General features: G+C 37.0%; 16 protein-coding genes and 1 tRNA gene. 4 read left to right on the forward strand and 13 right to left on the reverse strand.

Translation table 11 applies throughout. The features are described 5' to 3' along the window. Positions 1-24 precede the first annotated feature (24 nt). The 6 genes from atpE to HNQ98_RS07915 form a co-directional block, all read right to left on the reverse strand. The gene (gene atpE / locus HNQ98_RS07890; RefSeq protein ID WP_004902064.1) at positions 25-252 is read right to left on the reverse strand and encodes a F0F1 ATP synthase subunit C; all 228 of its coding nucleotides are present in this window, start codon (positions 250-252) and stop codon (positions 25-27) included. A 245-nt stretch (positions 253-497) separates the two neighbouring features. Beyond that, a complete protein-coding gene (atpB, locus tag HNQ98_RS07895; RefSeq protein ID WP_014973654.1) occupies positions 498-1,223 on the reverse strand; it encodes a F0F1 ATP synthase subunit A in 726 nt (241 codons plus the stop codon). A gap of 497 nt (positions 1,224-1,720) precedes the next feature. Then, positions 1,721-2,998, reverse strand: a complete 1,278-nt coding sequence (locus HNQ98_RS07900; protein ID WP_014973653.1) for a solute carrier family 23 protein — start codon at positions 2,996-2,998, stop codon at positions 1,721-1,723. 583 nt (positions 2,999-3,581) lie between these two features. Further along, the gene (locus tag HNQ98_RS07905; RefSeq protein WP_014973652.1) at positions 3,582-5,093 is read right to left on the reverse strand and encodes a peptide chain release factor 3; all 1,512 of its coding nucleotides are present in this window, start codon (positions 5,091-5,093) and stop codon (positions 3,582-3,584) included. A gap of 138 nt (positions 5,094-5,231) precedes the next feature. Then, on the reverse strand, positions 5,232-6,176 hold the full coding sequence (locus HNQ98_RS07910) for an AEC family transporter (RefSeq protein ID WP_014973651.1): 945 nt from the start codon (positions 6,174-6,176) through the stop codon (positions 5,232-5,234). A 111-nt stretch (positions 6,177-6,287) separates the two neighbouring features. After that, entirely contained in the window at positions 6,288-6,908 is a 621-nt protein-coding gene (locus tag HNQ98_RS07915; protein ID WP_014973650.1) for a carbonic anhydrase family protein, read from the reverse strand. 135 nt (positions 6,909-7,043) lie between these two features. Here HNQ98_RS07915 and HNQ98_RS07920 point away from each other — a divergent pair, with 135 nt between their 5' ends. Continuing rightward, positions 7,044-7,715 carry an NAD(P)H-hydrate epimerase gene (locus tag HNQ98_RS07920; RefSeq protein WP_014973649.1) on the forward strand — a complete coding sequence of 224 codons (672 nt, stop codon included), beginning with the start codon at positions 7,044-7,046 and terminating at the stop codon, positions 7,713-7,715. A gap of 57 nt (positions 7,716-7,772) precedes the next feature. On the opposite strand, the gene nrdG is transcribed toward HNQ98_RS07920, so the two are convergent. From nrdG to HNQ98_RS07935, 3 genes are all read right to left on the reverse strand, one after another. After that, entirely contained in the window at positions 7,773-8,354 is a 582-nt protein-coding gene (gene nrdG, locus HNQ98_RS07925; protein WP_014973648.1) for an anaerobic ribonucleoside-triphosphate reductase activating protein, read from the reverse strand. Then, positions 8,290-10,497, reverse strand: coding sequence for an anaerobic ribonucleoside-triphosphate reductase (gene nrdD, locus HNQ98_RS07930; protein WP_014973647.1), 2,208 nt, complete (start codon positions 10,495-10,497; stop codon positions 8,290-8,292). Before nrdD ends, nrdG begins: the two co-directional genes overlap by 65 nt. A 275-nt stretch (positions 10,498-10,772) precedes the next feature. After that, a complete protein-coding gene (locus HNQ98_RS07935) occupies positions 10,773-11,624 on the reverse strand; it encodes an undecaprenyl-diphosphate phosphatase (protein ID WP_014973646.1) in 852 nt (283 codons plus the stop codon). 183 nt (positions 11,625-11,807) lie between these two features. Here HNQ98_RS07935 and HNQ98_RS07940 point away from each other — a divergent pair. After that, positions 11,808-11,880 (forward strand) — tRNA-Lys (locus HNQ98_RS07940). Between the two features lie 78 nt (positions 11,881-11,958). Here HNQ98_RS07940 and trhA read toward each other — a convergent pair. Both trhA and HNQ98_RS07950 read right to left on the reverse strand, forming a co-directional pair. Beyond that, positions 11,959-12,597, reverse strand: coding sequence for a PAQR family membrane homeostasis protein TrhA (trhA, locus tag HNQ98_RS07945; protein WP_014973645.1), 639 nt, complete (start codon positions 12,595-12,597; stop codon positions 11,959-11,961). 144 nt (positions 12,598-12,741) lie between these two features. Beyond that, positions 12,742-13,623, reverse strand: coding sequence for a DegV family protein (locus HNQ98_RS07950; protein WP_014973644.1), 882 nt, complete (start codon positions 13,621-13,623; stop codon positions 12,742-12,744). Between the two features lie 238 nt (positions 13,624-13,861). Between HNQ98_RS07950 and HNQ98_RS07955 the strand changes: the two genes are divergently transcribed. Next, positions 13,862-14,110, forward strand: a complete 249-nt coding sequence (locus HNQ98_RS07955) for a hypothetical protein (RefSeq protein ID WP_014973643.1) — start codon at positions 13,862-13,864, stop codon at positions 14,108-14,110. 172 nt (positions 14,111-14,282) lie between these two features. Continuing rightward, positions 14,283-14,894, forward strand: a complete 612-nt coding sequence (locus HNQ98_RS07960; protein ID WP_014973642.1) for a helix-turn-helix domain-containing protein — start codon at positions 14,283-14,285, stop codon at positions 14,892-14,894. Between the two features lie 133 nt (positions 14,895-15,027). On the opposite strand, the gene HNQ98_RS07965 is transcribed toward HNQ98_RS07960, so the two are convergent. Together HNQ98_RS07965 and HNQ98_RS07970 are read right to left on the reverse strand one after the other, a co-directional pair. Further along, on the reverse strand, positions 15,028-15,849 hold the full coding sequence (locus HNQ98_RS07965; RefSeq protein ID WP_135198000.1) for an oxidoreductase: 822 nt from the start codon (positions 15,847-15,849) through the stop codon (positions 15,028-15,030). 109 nt (positions 15,850-15,958) lie between these two features. Further along, a complete protein-coding gene (locus HNQ98_RS07970; protein WP_014973640.1) occupies positions 15,959-16,678 on the reverse strand; it encodes an SDR family NAD(P)-dependent oxidoreductase in 720 nt (239 codons plus the stop codon). Positions 16,679-16,680 lie beyond the last annotated feature (2 nt).

The following is a 16,680-nucleotide window of genomic DNA, read 5'->3' on the forward strand; positions in this document are numbered from 1 at the left end:
TTTTCCTCCACTACTTATTTGTGTTTACTTGCCCATCAACATGAAGGCGAAGACAATTGACAAAATTGGCATAACTTCAACCAACGCAACACCCAAGAACATACGTGACAACAAACGGCTTTCGAGTTCTGGTTGGCGGCTCATACCTGCCAAGAATTGTGAAATCAAAACACCGTTTCCAATACCACCACCAACGGCGGCTCCAGCGGCTGCAAGACCCGCTGCGATTACACCAAGATTGTGCAAATCCATGAGATTACTCCTTATTGTAGGCGTGAGACGATGCGCAACTACCATAGTACTAATAACTATCAATATTAAGACCAGAGTTTACCAGTCTTGCTAATAATTATCTGTACCAAGATATTGTACACCGTCAAACGCGTTTCCATTTTAGTCGGATGATACGCTCCCGCGTCATTAACAAACCAACTTGTGTCATAACTTGATTATAATTAGTCAAATTGTGGCACAAATCTCATTTGTCGAAACACTCTTTACTCGTTACCTGACAACTGTGATATGAACACACCTGTCAAAATTACGAATACGTAGGCTTGAATCCCACCGATAAAGAGTGAAAAGCCTTGCCAGACCATTTCAATCGGCAATGCCAGCACTGACCAGAACCCATTAAACTGTCCAGGCCATGCTAAGCTATTCGCCACAAGTGTCAGTAACATTTCACCAGCGAAGATATTACCAAACAAACGTAGTGATAACGTCAAGAAGTTAGCTAACTGTTCAATGATATTTAGTGGCAACATCCAAGCATAAGGTTTGAACAACATGTTTTTAAGGTACCCCTTAAAGCCAAGTTCTTGTACACCCATGCCATGTGCAACCATCAAAGACATAATCGCTAACGTCATCGTTACGATTGGGTTGGCTGTAGGTGACTTAATATAAGTCACGCCATCAGTTCCCTGCAATTGAAGCAGTAAGCCCATTTCATTTGATACAACAACGAAGAAAAACAACGTAAATGCATACAAACCAAATTGACGCGCTTGCTTCTTTGGCAACTGTCCACCCACGATGCCATTGGTAAAATCAAGTAAGTACTCAATAGCATTTTGTCGCTTACCTGGTTTTACTGCAAGATTTCGTGTCAGAACAATCGATACAATCACAACAATTGCCATTGCCAGCAACGTTGAAAGTATCGTACCCCAGTCAAACGTGAGGTTTAGAAACTCAAACGGTGCCGTAGGGTCATCCATGCGCTTTCTCCTTTCTCAATAAATTTGGCGAAATGGTCGTAATCGGCTATTCGTCATAACATATAAACCAATAATACTCTTTTAAAAATGAAATTCAACCATTTTACGTCACTTTTTCACAAAGATTATTCAGATAATCTGAAAAAGCTCTAGTATGTTAGTTTTTGCTACGTAATTATTAAAAAAATTAATGATTTTAATTATTTACAGAATGTTAAAATCCTTAATAAATTCAGAAAAACCCCGTCTGAAAGGGCTTTCATGGGTTGCATAACATTTTTAATTCCTATTTCTCTTCGTACACTTTTGACTTGGATATTCGTCTACCTGCTACATCGCAAGCTATCATTATTTGCTCAAAATTGTGATAGAATAAACAGAATATCATATAAAAGCGGCATATACCATGAGTGATTGGTATATGCCGCTTCGTTGTTTACTATTCAAATATAACACCACAAAATATTAAGGTTAACACTTTAAAATAAACGTTAATTTTATAATTCTTTTTCACTTGCCGCAACTTTTGGCAAAACTAAGCTCAAAACAATACCTAGTACCGTTGCAATGGCCACACCTGAAAAATCAATTTGTGCCCCAAGTTGGAGATGGAAATTACCAATTCCGATCACCATAATTGGTGCAGCAATCATCAGATTACGCTTTTTACTGTAATCAACTTTGTTATCAACAATAACTTGCAAGCCAGCAGCAGCAATCACACCATAAAGCATGAAGCCAACACCACCAGTTACTGCGCCGGGAATAGTTGAAATAAGTGCTGACAGCTTACCGACAAAACTAAAAATAACAGCAAAAAATGCAGCACCACCAATAACCCAAACAGAATAAACACGACTCAACTGCATGACACCAATATTTTCGCCATACGAGGTAACTGCTGGACCACCTACTAATCCAGCCACTACAGAAGCGGTTCCGTCACCAGATAACGTACGTTGCAATCCAGGATTCTCAAAGAAATCATGTCCAGTAATTTTCGACAAAATCATTAAGTGCCCTAAATGTTCAGATAAAGTGACCAAGGCGAGTGGCGCCATAGTCAACACAGCACTTGGATAGAACTTAAAGCCATCTGAACCAATAAAAGTCTCAAAATTTGGTAACTGGAACCATTGCGCTTGTGCCACCGGCGACAAATCGACTAATCCGAAAGGTATAGCGATAATATAACCAAAAATAATACCCAATAATACTGGTAATAGACCCAAGAATCCTTTCAGAAACATGTTAAAAGCAATGGTTGCTAGTAGCGTTAGCAATGCAACAACAAAAACTTTCCAATCATATTTACCATTAATAGTAGTTGCTGAACTAGCAGCCGCTCCTGCCAAACTTAGACCAATCACCATAATGATAGGACCAACAACTTCAGCTGGGAAAATTTTATCAATCCAACCAGTCCCTGTATAAGTAATAATTAATGCCACAACTAAGTAAACAATACCAACAGCGATAATTCCTTGGGCAACAGCCGGATAACCAATTGTTTTCAACAACGAAGCCATAGGAATAATAAACGCAAAACTCGATCCCATATACGCAGGTACTTTACCATGCGTAATTAATAAGTGGAGCAACGTACCAATACCTGAAGTAAATAACGCCACACCCGGATTCAAACCAACTAACAATGGTACTAAAACAGTTGCACCAAACATCGAGAAAAGATGCTGCAATGATAACCCTAACCAAGTAAACAATGGCGGCCTATCATGCAAATCGTAAATAGCGTTATTCCCTTTTGTTTCCATAAGTATTTATGGTGAGTCAACATGATATCATATCACGCGTATCTCACCTCTCCTCCTAAAGTTTATCTCATTTTGTTGTACATTTGTGTCACAATGCATCTTTTTTATTATAAACCAAAAACCTGGCACTATGTCATCATAATGTCAGGTTCTATGGTTATTTAATTATATGCTTTGCGCTGCAAACGCATAGGTGAAGCTGAAATATTAACGTCACACCATCATCTCGCTTCTTGCCAATCTATCACGACTGTATTTCTTGTAATAGGTGTCCAAAACTTTGTTTGCTGGTCATTAAACCATTTTACAGTGGATACATTTTTATAACTCAAGTTGATTGATTCAAATCATTTATTAATGTTTTCCTAATACGGATCTGTTGTATATCAACCGTCGTCTACAAGATGATAGCCTCTGACGTTTCAATTTCTGATAAATTATTTTGCGTCATTCAAGGCCTCCTCTTTATTTGTTAACTTAATTATAACACTAAAAGTAAGCGCTTACAAGTAAACGTAAATAAAGTTTCCAAAACTTGACTATATATAAAAAAGCAGCTCTTTGAGCTACTTTTTCTTATCTGTTACATTTTTTCTTCTAAGATGACATCGGGATATTTATCATGGAACCAATTCATAGCAAATTTATTTTCAAATAAGAATACTGGCTGATCATATCGATCTTTTACTAGTAAATTACGGTTCGAAGCCATTTTTTCATCTAATTGATCTGGGGAAACCCAGCGTGCTACTTTTGAACCAATTGGTTCAAATTGAATTTCAACATTGTATTCATTTTCCATACGGAATTGAAATACCTCAAATTGCAATTGACCAACGGCACCGATGATATATTCGCCACCTTGCCATGATTTATATAGTTGAATCGTACCTTCTTGAACCAGTTGCTCGATACCTTTATGATACGACTTTTGCTTCATAACATCCTTGGCTACCACCCGATTGAACAACTCTGGTGTAAATGTTGGTAAATCTGGAAATTGAACATTCTTTTTACCAGAATAAATGGTATCTCCAATTTGAAAATTACCAGTGTCGTACACACCAATAATATCGCCTGGTACGGCTGTTTGCACATTTTCGCGCTCTTCAGCCATAAATTGCGTTACATTAGACAACTTAAGTTTCTTACCACTACGTTGCAGTGTCACATCCATACCACGATTAAATGCCCCAGAAACAATGCGCACAAAAGCAATTCGATCACGATGTCTCGGATCCATATTGGCCTGAATTTTAAAAACAAAGCCACTAAATTGGGTGCTTTCCGGTACAATGATTTGATCATCTACTGTTGTCATATCGGCTGGTGCTGGCGCGTATGTCAAGTACTCGCGTAAAAATTCTGTCACACCAAAATTTACCAAAGCTGATCCAAAAAATACTGGTGTTAATTTACCTTGTGCAATAGCTTCTTGATCAAATTCATTACCGGCATCACGCAATAGCTCGATTTCATCCATCGATTCTTCAACAATTTCAGGATGTGCTGTCGCATTTTTAAAAGGAACGACTTGATTATGCTTTAAATCATAAATACCTTGTAAAATCTGACCAGAACCCATTGGCCAATTCATAGGATAAGCTTGAATGCCTAAAATAGTTTCTAATTCATCTACTAAATCAAGTGCTGGTCGTGCATCACGATCAATTTTGTTAAAAAAAGTAAAAATAGGAATACCACGTTGTGCGACAATTTCAAACAATTTTTTTGTCTGTGGCTCGATACCCTTAGCCGCATCTACAACCATGACAACTGAATCCACCGCCATTAATGTACGGTAAGTATCTTCGGAAAAATCCTCGTGACCTGGTGTATCCAAAATATTAATGCGTTTACCATCATAGTTAAATTGCAAAACAGATGACGTGACAGAAATACCACGTTGTTGTTCAATAGCCATCCAATCAGAAGAGGCTAATTTGTGAGACCCACGCCCTTTAACTGTACCTGCTTCACGAATAACGCCGCCATGCAATAGTAATTGTTCGGTTAAGGTTGTTTTCCCCGCATCCGGGTGAGAAATGATAGCAAAAGTACGTCGACTTTTTAATTGTTCTTGAAAGTTTTCCATATCATTTAGTTTACCTGATATGGCACGGTTTCACAATACAAAAGCGAATGAATCATTAAGCAATTTCAATGAACTACACGATAATAAAATAATATAAAACTTAACAACACATCGCTCAATTTTATATTATTTTATTAATTATATTTGCTGAATTAATGTCATCAATATAGGTACCATAATAAGGCTTAAAATTGTGGATTCAGTCACCATGGCGGCGGCATAATCAGCATCAGCACCATATAAACTAGCAACAACTGGTGCGTTCGTCATCACTGGCATCGCTGCTTGCAAAATGAAAACCTGTTTCATTAGATGTGGCATATCTGTTTTCCAAAGTAGCAAAAACATAATAATGGGCGCCAAAATAAACCGGCCACCTAAAATACCTAAACTATACTGATTAAATGTCAGATTTTTTAACCCAGCATGATGAACTGCAATCCCAATGAAAAACATAGATAGCGGTACTGTTAAATCACCAATATATTGCAAATCTGAAACAACAAACGTTGGTAACTGAATATCAAATAATACTAACAACACACCTACTACAAATCCAAGTAACGGTGGTGAAAATACTTTTCTTAGCGTACTTATCCAATCAAATCGCCATTCACCTTCACCATCACGTTGGATTAAATAAGTTCCTAGCGTCCAAAAAAAAGTCGTATTGACCATATAATAAACCAACACATAAGGTAAGCTTTCAGTGCCAAATAAAGCCATGTTAATCGGCAATCCAACGAAAACTGTATTTGAATTAAAAAACATGGATTGAAATAATCCACGCCGATTTTTCCGAATTTGCAAAATTCGCGAGACAGCAATTGAAATTGCAAACAAGATAATCATTGATATAATTGGAAACTTGATGTCTGGTAATAATTGCCGCAATTTATCAACTGTAAAATCGCTAGTAATTGTATGAATCATATACATTGGCAACGCAATTTGCGTGACAATACGCGCAATAATTTGGCCTGATTTTTCAGTAAACCATTGCCGACTAGCCAATATATATCCAATGGCAATCATTACTAATATGACCAGCACACCTTGAATTGATTGAAAAAAAACACCCAAAATGATAACTCCCTAATAAATAAACTATCTTTTATCATATCACGTTATCAAGGTGTCAGCACAGGAAATTATATCTCCATGCCAATACTATATGACGCCTAATCTAACCAACTACTTTATGATATCAATCGACGACACTTCTCTTCCCGCCACATCTTGTATATCACGATAATTATTTGGATAACGGTCATGTAAAATTGCCAGATCAACCGTACTCAATGCAATCGGTTCTGCCAAGATAAGCCATGAGATATTCTCACCTAAAGGTGGCGTTGTTAGTGAGCCAACATAGTGGAAATAGTCATGATGTGGCGGCAATAAGTCAGCTAATAGCTTGGCATCTATTTCACCAGTAAAAATATCTGGAATGTGTGTATTTGCGCCCGTAGCAACATCCCCAAAGATAGCCAAAACCAACGTATCATCATTTTTATGATAGACAAAATGGATTTCAGCATCATGTCGAACATTATCAATTAAATGTTCCGCACCATCATGAAAATGAAACCGTTCGAGTTGCCATGTTTCTCCATTCACAACCAACTCTCCTTGGACCAAAAACTGCTCACCCACTACTCTATCTTGATATTGCGTACGGTCATGAAATTTCACAGTTAAATCTGACTTTGTTTCTGGCAAAGTTTGTGAAGTATTGATCGCGATTGGGGATTGAAAAGGTGTGTCATCCGCTTGATACCAATCTTTTTGTTGACTATAATCTAAATGTTGCATGTGAATTCCTCAAAACTTTTATTTTATATTGTAGCAGAAAAAAATACGAACATTGAAAAATTCACAAATTGTTTCACGTTAATCGATAATATCCTGTATAATTAACAATAATATTGAGAAAGAAAAGTGATTACAATGCAACTTGTTACTGCTGCTGAAATGCAAAAAATTGATAATTATACAATTGAAACTATTGGTATGCCACAAGATGTTTTAATTGAACGTGCAGCTCTTGCAGTTGTTGAGGTTATCGGCGCTGGCCATTTTAATTTAGATCATGTACTCGTGCTATCTGGCTTAGGTAATAATGGTGCTGATGGCGTCGCAATTGCGCGCCTGTTGTACGCACAAGGCATTAATGTCTCATTACAATTTGTCGGTAACGTTGCTCGTGCCAAAGAAACTGTGACACGACAACTCAACATTATAGAAAATTATGGCCTGGTTCGTGCTGAAAAAAGTGATTTTAATGAAGCAACATTAATTATTGACGCTATCTTTGGTATTGGATTAAACAATATTTTGCCCGAAGGTTTGCAAAAAATGATTAAGGCCGCCAATCATATTGAAAAAACAGTCATTGCAGTTGACGTACCTACAGGTATTGATGCAACAACTGGAGAAGTCCGTGGTGCCGCATTAAAAGCGCATACCACAGTTACCTTTGGCTATGGTAAGTCTGGCCTCAACCAACATGTTGGTGGCTATTTATCAGGTAATGTCATTGTCAAAAATATCGGCTTGTTAACCCCACCTGATTTTATATTTTCATGTCAAATAAAAGACAGTGCAGTTGCCGCTGTTTAAATCAAAAAAAACTGCCAATTGGCAGTTTTTTTGATTACTATGATTAAGAAAAAGTAATTATCGTACTAATTTATCCCAAATAACTACATCATGAGCATTAATCGATTTTTGTACATCAATAATACGTTGGTTAGCACTTCCTCGAAATTGTAACGTCAAATCTTTTTCATCTTCTAAAAAACGCCCATCTACTAAAATATCAATTAATGACAGTAAACGCACCTTGTCGTAAGAATCATGAATTAACTCATCCCATGTATAGCCAGTCCAAGACCAAATATCTTTACTATTTCCAAATTCTTTACGAATACGGCGGCATAATTGTAAACAAACCTCAGTGTTCAAAAAAGGCTCACCACCTAGTAATGTTAACCCTTGAACATAATCATGGCTCAAATCTTCAATAATTTTATCTTCAAGATCTTTTGTATAAGGCTGTCCAAAATGAAAGTTTTGAGCGGCAACATTATAGCAACCCGGACAAAGAAATAGGCAACCACTCACATACAAACTACAGCGTACACCTTCACCATCAACAAAATTAAAGGGTTTATAATCGGCAATTCGATGTTCACTATAATTCGGTGCGATCCAGTCGTTGGGAATCGGATTGTTTGGTTTTCGAATATGCTGCGGCATGTGCAATCATCTCCTGAGTTAAATTCTTTTGTCGTGATTTGATTTCAATATGACGACCATGCACCATTGGTCGTTGTTGTGGGTTTCCTAAGTAACCACAAGTTCGCTTAACAACATCACAGAATGCTGGATCATGGTTCCCACACTCTGGGCAAACAAATCCCCGTGCGGTCGCTTTAAATTCACCCATGAAGCCACATTTAAAGCATTTATCGATACATGTGTTCGTCCCTAAATAACCCACATGATCGTACGCCCAATCCCAAACTGCCTCCAATGCACTCGGATTTTGTTTCAAATTTGGATACTCACAATAGTGAATAAAACCACCGGCAGCATATTTAGGGAAAGCTTCTTCAAAAGTGATTTTTTCAAATGGTGTTGGATGTTTTCGAACATCATAATGATAACTATTGGTATAGTAATCTTTATCCGTAATATCTGGTATATGACCAAATTTTTTCATATCTAACCGACAGAATGTATCCGTCAAAGATTCTGCCGGTGTGGAGTAAAGACTATAATGATAGCCGCTTTCCTTTTCCCAGGCTAAACAATAATCATGCATCTTGGCCACAATCTGCAAAGCAAAGTCATGCGCCGCTTTATTTTTTTCCCACTCAGGGCCAAAAAATGCCGTGCAAACTTCATATAACCCCAAATATCCCAGCGAAACCGTTGCACGTCCATTTTTAAAGACTTCATCAACACTGTCTGTAGCTTTCAGACGCTTGCCAAAAGCACCATACATGTACAACAACGGTGCATTTTCTGGTATCGCTTCTTTAGTCCGCTCAATGCGGTAAGCTAACGCCTCATGACAAAGCATCATCTTTTCATCGAAAATACGCCAAAAAGTATCAAAATCTCCCGCTGCATACAAGGCTATTCGTGGTAAATTAACCGATACAACACCCAAATTCATGCGACCGTCGTTAACTTCTTGTCCATTTTCATCTTGCCAACCCTGTAAAAATGAACGGCAGCCCATCGGTGTTTTGAAACTCCCTGTAATTTCAACGATTTTATCGTACATTAATAAATCAGGGTACATCCGTTTTGTAGAACATTCAATTGCTAATTGTTTGATATCATAGTTGGCATCATCAGGCGCAAAATTAAGCCCTTTTTTCAACGTAAAAGTTAACTTGGGAAAAATTGCTGTACGATGTTCCTTCCCCAAACCTAGGATTCGTATTTTTAAAATCGCTTTCTGAATTTCACGTTCAATCCAGTTTGTCCCTAACCCAAAATTAATCGTCGTAAACGGTGTTTGACCTTGAGAAGAATATAAAGTATTAATTTCATATTCTAGTGCCTGCATCGCGTCATAAATATCTTTGCACGTCTTTTCTTTGGCATAGGCTGCTTGCTGATCATCACTGACCCATTTTTTAGCGTCAACTAGATGCTTGTCATAATTTAATTGGGCATAGGGTGCTAACAGCTGATCAATACGATTAGCAGAACAACCACCATATTGAGACGATGCAACGTTGGCAATAATTTGCGCCATTTGCGCAGTAGCTGTTTGAATAGATTTTGGTGAATCAACCCATGCATTACCAATTTTATAACCATTGGTTAATAGATTTTCAAAATCAATTAGGCAACAATTAGTTGCTGGCGTTACTGGTGAATAGTCTAAGTCGTGCCAATGAATTTCACCGCGGAGATGCCCTCTGGCAACGCGTGGTGGCAACATTTTTAGACCTAACGCGCGACTAACAACGCCTGCTTCTAAATCACGTTGTGTGTTAAACACACGACTATCTTTGTTCGCATTTTCGTGTACTATCGCCTCGTCTTGGTTGAATAATTTTGAAATATTTTTCTCAATATTAGTGGCGTCAGCAAATTGCTGTTGTTTATCCGCAAAACTAGCTTCATAAGCCTGCGCAGCACCCTCTTGTTCATCATTGAGCAATTTAACCAAAAAATCGTGTATTTCTACAGTTGTGACGCTTGTGTGATGGCTTAATATCTCGTACAAACCATTTTGTACCTGCTGTTGCTCTTCTAGTGATAACTCAAGCTGCTCTAGGATGTAATTGATTTTATAGGTGTAGAATGGCATCACCTCACCACTCCGTTTTATAACATTTAAATCCGTGAGTGTGTATTGTTTTATTTTACTGTTCATAAACAAATAACTACCCCCTTTTCTTTTAAAATATTTGATGTCGTACATTCAATATTACAACTATTTTTTAGAGAATAATACTGACTATAAATAAGTAGCATGTGTTTTTAGGACAACAAATAATGACACATCAACTCTATTTAGACTTAAAAAAGTTTTTGTGTCATTTTTAACGAATTAGCGATTTTTTTATAATTTATTGGGCTATTTACCTACTAGTTAAAGCATTTTATCCACAAAAAAGATGCAAACGAATGTTTGCATCTTTTTTAAAATTAAGCGATTGTTATCACACCGAAGACAGCTAATAATAGGAATAGCACACCAACGACAATACGATACCAACCGAATATCTTGAAATCATTATTTTGAATATATCTCATCATCACTTTAATAGCGAACCAAGCCACAATCCAAGATACCACAAATCCAATTAACATCACGAGACTTTGCATGATTGTAAAGCGACCACCGTGGGCTAAGAACGACCCAACTTTTAATACAGTTACCCCGAACATCACTGGAATAGATAAGAAGAATGAAAATTCAGCTGCCACAAAACGTGATGCGCCTAGAAGAATCGCCCCTAAAATCGTTGCCCCCGACCGAGAGGTTCCAGGAACTAATGACAAAACTTGAAATAACCCAATAAACAATGCTAACTGGTATGTCATCTTATTAAGATCAGTTACCTTTGGTGCAATACCTTTTTGTCGATTTTCAATTACGATAAACAAAATACCGTAAAGAATCAGCATAGCTGAAACAACCCAAACATTTAATAAATGGGCATCCATAAAATCGTTGAGTAAGAAGCCAAAAATCAAAGCTGGCAAGAAACCAACAGCAACCTTAATCCACAACCGCCACGTTTGAAAACGTTCACGCGGTGTTTTGGTTGATGAAAACGGGTTAAGTTTGTGGAAATAAAGCTGAATAACCGCGAAAATGGCACCTAATTGAATGGTGTAATCAAAAACTGCAGTAAAACTTTTTGTCCAAACCGCACCACCTGGAATATTCATGAGAGACGATACCAAGATAATATGTCCCGTTGATGAAACTGGTAAGAATTCTGTTATACCTTCAACGATTCCAATAATAATTGATTTAATAAGATCTAGCATATTACTCTGATGTTTTAGAATCTGTTTCCAAAACATTTCCTTTCGCTTTAACTTTCTCTATTTTATACTAAATAGCACTGATAAACCATAAAACGCCTGTTCGTCCATAAATGGTATTAACCTATTGCTTTTTAAAATTACCCATGGTATTATATTATATGTTGTTTAAAACAAATAACATATGGACAGCTAGCTCAGTTGGTAGAGCAACGGACTCTTAATCCGTGGGTCCAGGGTTCGAGCCCCTGGCTGTCCACTAACTAAGACCAGTAAATAATTTATTTGCTGGTCTTTTATTATACAAAAAAAGCTGAATCCTCATGGTTCAGCTTTTTTATAAACTTAAATAAATACTAGCAAACATCAATCCTGCACCACCTAAAACAAATATATGCCAATAAACGTGACCCATTGGGATCTTTGGTACGAGATAAAAGATAGTCCCAGCTGAATAAGTCAACCCGCCAGCTACTAGGAGCCAAAAGGCGGTATGTGACAAGACGCCCCATAAAACAGGCATAGCAAGGACAATAAGCCATCCCATAACCAGATAAATTGTCACAGATACCCACGGCCAACGACCAACAAAAAACAAATCATAGACAAAGCCAGCAATCGTCATGGTCAAGATAGCGCCCCAAATCGACCAACCAACCCAACCTCTGATTAATAACCATGTATACGGCGTATAACTGCCCAAAATAACCAGATAAATACCGGCATGATCAAAAAATTGGAAAATTTTAGCCGCGCGTGTAAAAACTAATGAGTGAAATAATGTTGAAGCTAACAAAAAGAATCCTACTGTGACAGCATATATAATAATTGCGGTAATTTCAAAGGCGGAAACTGGGTGTCGGAAAACATGAATTAGCAGCATGATACCAGCTAAAACAGCTAATAAAAATCCGAAACCGTGTGTGACAGCATTCAAAACCTCGTATGTAATTTGATAACGTTTTGATCGTTGCATTTAGTTGTCCCCGTAAATCAATTTATTGTTAATATTATAACATTATTACACACTATGTTAATAAAAAACGATAACTGAAATAACAACTTTTCAGCTATCGAGTTAATCAATAGAAAAACTAGTGACCAAATCACTTTAAAAATTTTAAATTAAAGTCTCCCAATCACGTCCCCACAAGACACCCATCGTACCATCTCCCGTATGAACGCCAATATAAGCACCGATTTCACCACGTTCAAATTTAACTGTTGGATAATCGTGTTGCAAATCTTTGAGCCACTTATCTCCCAATTTAGCATTATTGCCATCAATCACAAAAGCACGCACTGGAAAATCTGCCCTTGTCAAATATTGATTAAGTGCTTCTTTAATTTCTTTCAGTGATCCACTCATTTTGCGTGCCTTACCTACAGCGCCTATCTTACCTTCACCTTGAATATCTATTGATAAAATTGGCTTAATATTAAGTAAGCCACCAACTAACGCTGCACCTCGTGATAAACGTCCAGTTCGTTGTAAATGGGAGATGTCATTGACAACAAAGCGTACATCTAGCGTTTCTCTTAATATATCAAGCGTTGCCAAAATTTCATCTAAGGTCTTCCCTTTTTCAGCCAGTGCAGCTGCCATGACAGCTTGCATACCAGAACCCATCACTGCAAATTTTGAATCCCACGCACGTACATCTGACATGCTTTCGTATGCAGAGGCAACAGCATGAGCTGTTTGGTAAGCACCGGATATACCTGATGAGATTGGGATAATTAGTGCTGAATCATAGCCTGATGCTTTGGCTAAATTCAGTACTTCCTCCCAATCACCCGGTGCTGGTTGTGACGTCGAGGCAATCATCTTTTTATCTTTCATCAGCTTGACTAACTCACCAAGATTATGAATATCGACTGTTTCCTTGTAAACTTCATTCCCAAAAATAATAGGATCATTCACTTGAAAAATATGGTAGCGATTACGCACTGTAAGTGGTATCGCTGATGCTGAATCGCTAATTATTGCTATTTTAGACATTATTTTTTCTCCAGAATGAACACATCATGAGTTCTGTGCTTGATTATCTCTTTAAATCATGACGTAAAGCATACGTAACACTATCTACGCTACTTTGCATAACTATTATTCTATCAATTTTATATCTAATGAGCAAAAAAGACGCTTTCACGTTGCTTTTTTATAGTGAGCATGTGACAATTGAAGTACTGATTTTATCCATTTTGAACAAAAACTCACGATAATTCTAGGGAGACACATGTTTGCGTACTACATTTTACCAACAATTTATGTCATATTACTCTTCATCTTTTCATCATTAAAACCTGATCGTTTCGCAATTACTGTCAATGAATTCCAAAGCGTAATGATGAAATCATTATTACTGGCATTTTTAGCTGTGACCATTACAAATAGTGGTTTAACCCGCTTTTACGGTTTATGGTTTAATATCACATTACTATTTTCGATGGGTCGTGTTATAGCACGAGTGCGACAACAAAAATAAGCAACTATTATTTAAAAAATGCACCAATTACAGCTCATCGAGAGCTAAATTGATGCATTTTTAATTGATGTAAATAGCTAGAAGCCTATTAAGTATGCGGCGCAATGAATTATTGCTTACGATTTACATCGTCTCCGTCTAAAATAATAGTCAAGACTTAGGAGGCATTTTTATGACATTCGGTGACCATTTAAAAAGCGTACGATTGGAGAAACACTTAACTCAAGATCAAGTAGCTAAAGATTTTTTTATTACTCGGCAAACAATATCAAGTTGGGAGAATGAAAAAACTTATCCTGATATTACTAACTTAATCAAGCTAAGTGAGTATTACCATATTTCATTGGATACACTATTAAAAGAAGACGATGGCCTTCGTAAATATCTTGAGAAAAAAGATGTATCACAAAGTCTCAGTCCAGTAAGAATTAGTTTACTAGGTATTGATGTTATTCTATCATTAATCTTGTTATCAAGTTTACTAAATTGGATTCAAATTAACAGTATCGTAATGTCATTAATTTGTATCATAACTGTATTGACAATAGTAGCACTCAATGAGATTACAAAATTCGATGAAACATATCACCTCAATCTTCAGCAGACTTGGCAAAAATATTTATCTGGTGATTACGGTTTATTATATGCAAGTATTCTCCCTGCAATCTTCATTTTACTGGGTATCATGATCATCTGGGCTCAGAATAGTCTTACCGGTATTTACCCCATAGGTATCGGAGTATTTATTTTTGTTTTGCTAATAATTAGACTAAAAAAGAAATAATGATTACCATGTCTATTCATAACATTGAAAAAGTTAATAAAATTAATGATGAGGTTATTTTCCACAATCGACTTGCTTAATTTCTAGGCGAAAAGTAAAAGCACGTGAAAGGTCATTATTTTGTATTGACTGGTTAAATTAATTTTTGAACGAGCTTATCGAAAAACTTTGCTGGCAAAATGGTATGCAAAAACACTGAGAATTTGGCACCATAACCGACCAGATAACGTGCACGTGGCCGACTACTTTCAACTGCTTTAACAATAGTGCCAGCAATAACGCTTGGATCAGTTAATTTATCTGAATTGTAAAGTTTATGCATGCGATCTGCGGCTGCTAAGGCATGTTCACTATAAACTGTGCCTTGTGAAGATTGTTTCAGATGATCGGCCGCAATGATACCCCATTCAGTTTTAATACCACCTGGTTCAACCAATACAACATCCACACCAAAAGGTTTAACTTCCATGCGTAGTGCATCACTAAATGCCTCTAGGGCATACTTTGTGGCATGGTACCAAGCACCCATATACGTTGTCACCCGTCCTGCCATGGATGAGATATTAATGATTTTACCTGCATGTTGTTCCCGCATATAAGGCATGACTAATTGAACTAACCTTGCCACACCAAATAAATTCGTATCAAATTGATGTTTAGCTTCATCAAGTGCCACATTTTCGATAGCGCCATATGAGCCATACCCAGCATTATTAATCAAAACATCAATGCGCCCCTCTTGATTAATAATTTCTTGAATAGCTTGTTTGCTTGATTCCTCATCAGTCACATCAAGCTTAATGGGTGTAATACCTAAGGCTGCCAAAGGCGCCATTTTTTCAACGCGACGCGCTGCACCATAAACTTTATAATCTAATGAGGCCAAAAGCACCGCTGTTTGATAACCGATACCGCTACTAGCACCAGTGAGTAAAACTACTTTTTTAGTTGTCATTTTTTCTTAATTGCCCTTCAAGTATGAATAAAACCATTTTATCATATCATAATGAAAAGACTACTGATTGACTTAATTGGGCATAGTTTGATTGATGACATCATTTAAGTTAGCTTAAATACTGACGTAAGTTTTTCTCTGCATTTTCAAAACTAAACTTTTTAGTATTGAGCGGAACAACTGTGCCATCTTCATCAAAGAAAATACCAGATAAATGTTTAACATCAGGACTAATTGCCAAATATTTACCAACGGGAACGTCTGTGTTAGTTAATGTCTTTGTGTAATCCATCAAATCACTACGCACATCACCCGGAAAGAAACTATTCACTGTTGTATTTTGATTTTCCAATTGATTTGCTAATAAAAACATCAAAAGTGTCTTATGTGTCACTAACCAACCCGCTCTAGCCAACACACTATTTTGTATATCACAAATTGGCATCAAATTGATTGCTCTAGGATTACCTGTCACAATTAACACGCGACTGTTTACCAATGCCTCCTGCAAATTCAATGTTAAATAATAATGAGATAATAGATTATTATTAATATTTTCACCAGCCGTATGTGGCATGACGCCTGCACTATGAATCAAAACATCAATATGAGAAAAAATCTCCTTAATTTTGGAAACCACCTGCATACGCTCAGATGCTTTGGATAAATCACCAATGACAACTTTGACATTAGCACCCAATTTAACTTGAACAAGCTGCGCCTTTTGTTGATTCCGCCCAATAATGATGATGTTATTTTCTTGAACCAGATCCTTAGCGATGGCTAATCCAACACCTGATGAACCGCCTGTTATGACAATATTTTTCATGA

The organism is Leuconostoc carnosum (genome assembly GCF_014207505.1).
Lineage (GTDB): Bacteria > Bacillota > Bacilli > Lactobacillales > Lactobacillaceae > Leuconostoc > Leuconostoc carnosum.

Coding starts and splice junctions, on each gene's coding strand:
- HNQ98_RS07965 (WP_135198000.1), bottom strand. CDS start 15,849: ATGACAACTAAAAAAGTAGTTTTACTCACTGGTGCTAGTAGCGGTATC.
- atpE (WP_004902064.1), bottom strand. CDS start 252: ATGGATTTGCACAATCTTGGTGTAATCGCAGCGGGTCTTGCAGCCGCT.
- HNQ98_RS07935 (WP_014973646.1), bottom strand. CDS start 11,624: ATGCTAGATCTTATTAAATCAATTATTATTGGAATCGTTGAAGGTATA.
- HNQ98_RS07905 (WP_014973652.1), bottom strand. CDS start 5,093: ATGGAAAACTTTCAAGAACAATTAAAAAGTCGACGTACTTTTGCTATC.
- nrdG (WP_014973648.1), bottom strand. CDS start 8,354: ATGCCGCAGCATATTCGAAAACCAAACAATCCGATTCCCAACGACTGG.
- HNQ98_RS07955 (WP_014973643.1), top strand. CDS start 13,862: ATGTTTGCGTACTACATTTTACCAACAATTTATGTCATATTACTCTTC.
- nrdD (WP_014973647.1), bottom strand. CDS start 10,497: ATGAACAGTAAAATAAAACAATACACACTCACGGATTTAAATGTTATA.
- HNQ98_RS07950 (WP_014973644.1), bottom strand. CDS start 13,623: ATGTCTAAAATAGCAATAATTAGCGATTCAGCATCAGCGATACCACTT.
- HNQ98_RS07920 (WP_014973649.1), top strand. CDS start 7,044: ATGCAACTTGTTACTGCTGCTGAAATGCAAAAAATTGATAATTATACA.
- HNQ98_RS07960 (WP_014973642.1), top strand. CDS start 14,283: ATGACATTCGGTGACCATTTAAAAAGCGTACGATTGGAGAAACACTTA.
- HNQ98_RS07900 (WP_014973653.1), bottom strand. CDS start 2,998: ATGGAAACAAAAGGGAATAACGCTATTTACGATTTGCATGATAGGCCG.
- HNQ98_RS07915 (WP_014973650.1), bottom strand. CDS start 6,908: ATGCAACATTTAGATTATAGTCAACAAAAAGATTGGTATCAAGCGGAT.
- trhA (WP_014973645.1), bottom strand. CDS start 12,597: ATGCAACGATCAAAACGTTATCAAATTACATACGAGGTTTTGAATGCT.
- HNQ98_RS07970 (WP_014973640.1), bottom strand. CDS start 16,678: ATGAAAAATATTGTCATAACAGGCGGTTCATCAGGTGTTGGATTAGCC.
- atpB (WP_014973654.1), bottom strand. CDS start 1,223: ATGGATGACCCTACGGCACCGTTTGAGTTTCTAAACCTCACGTTTGAC.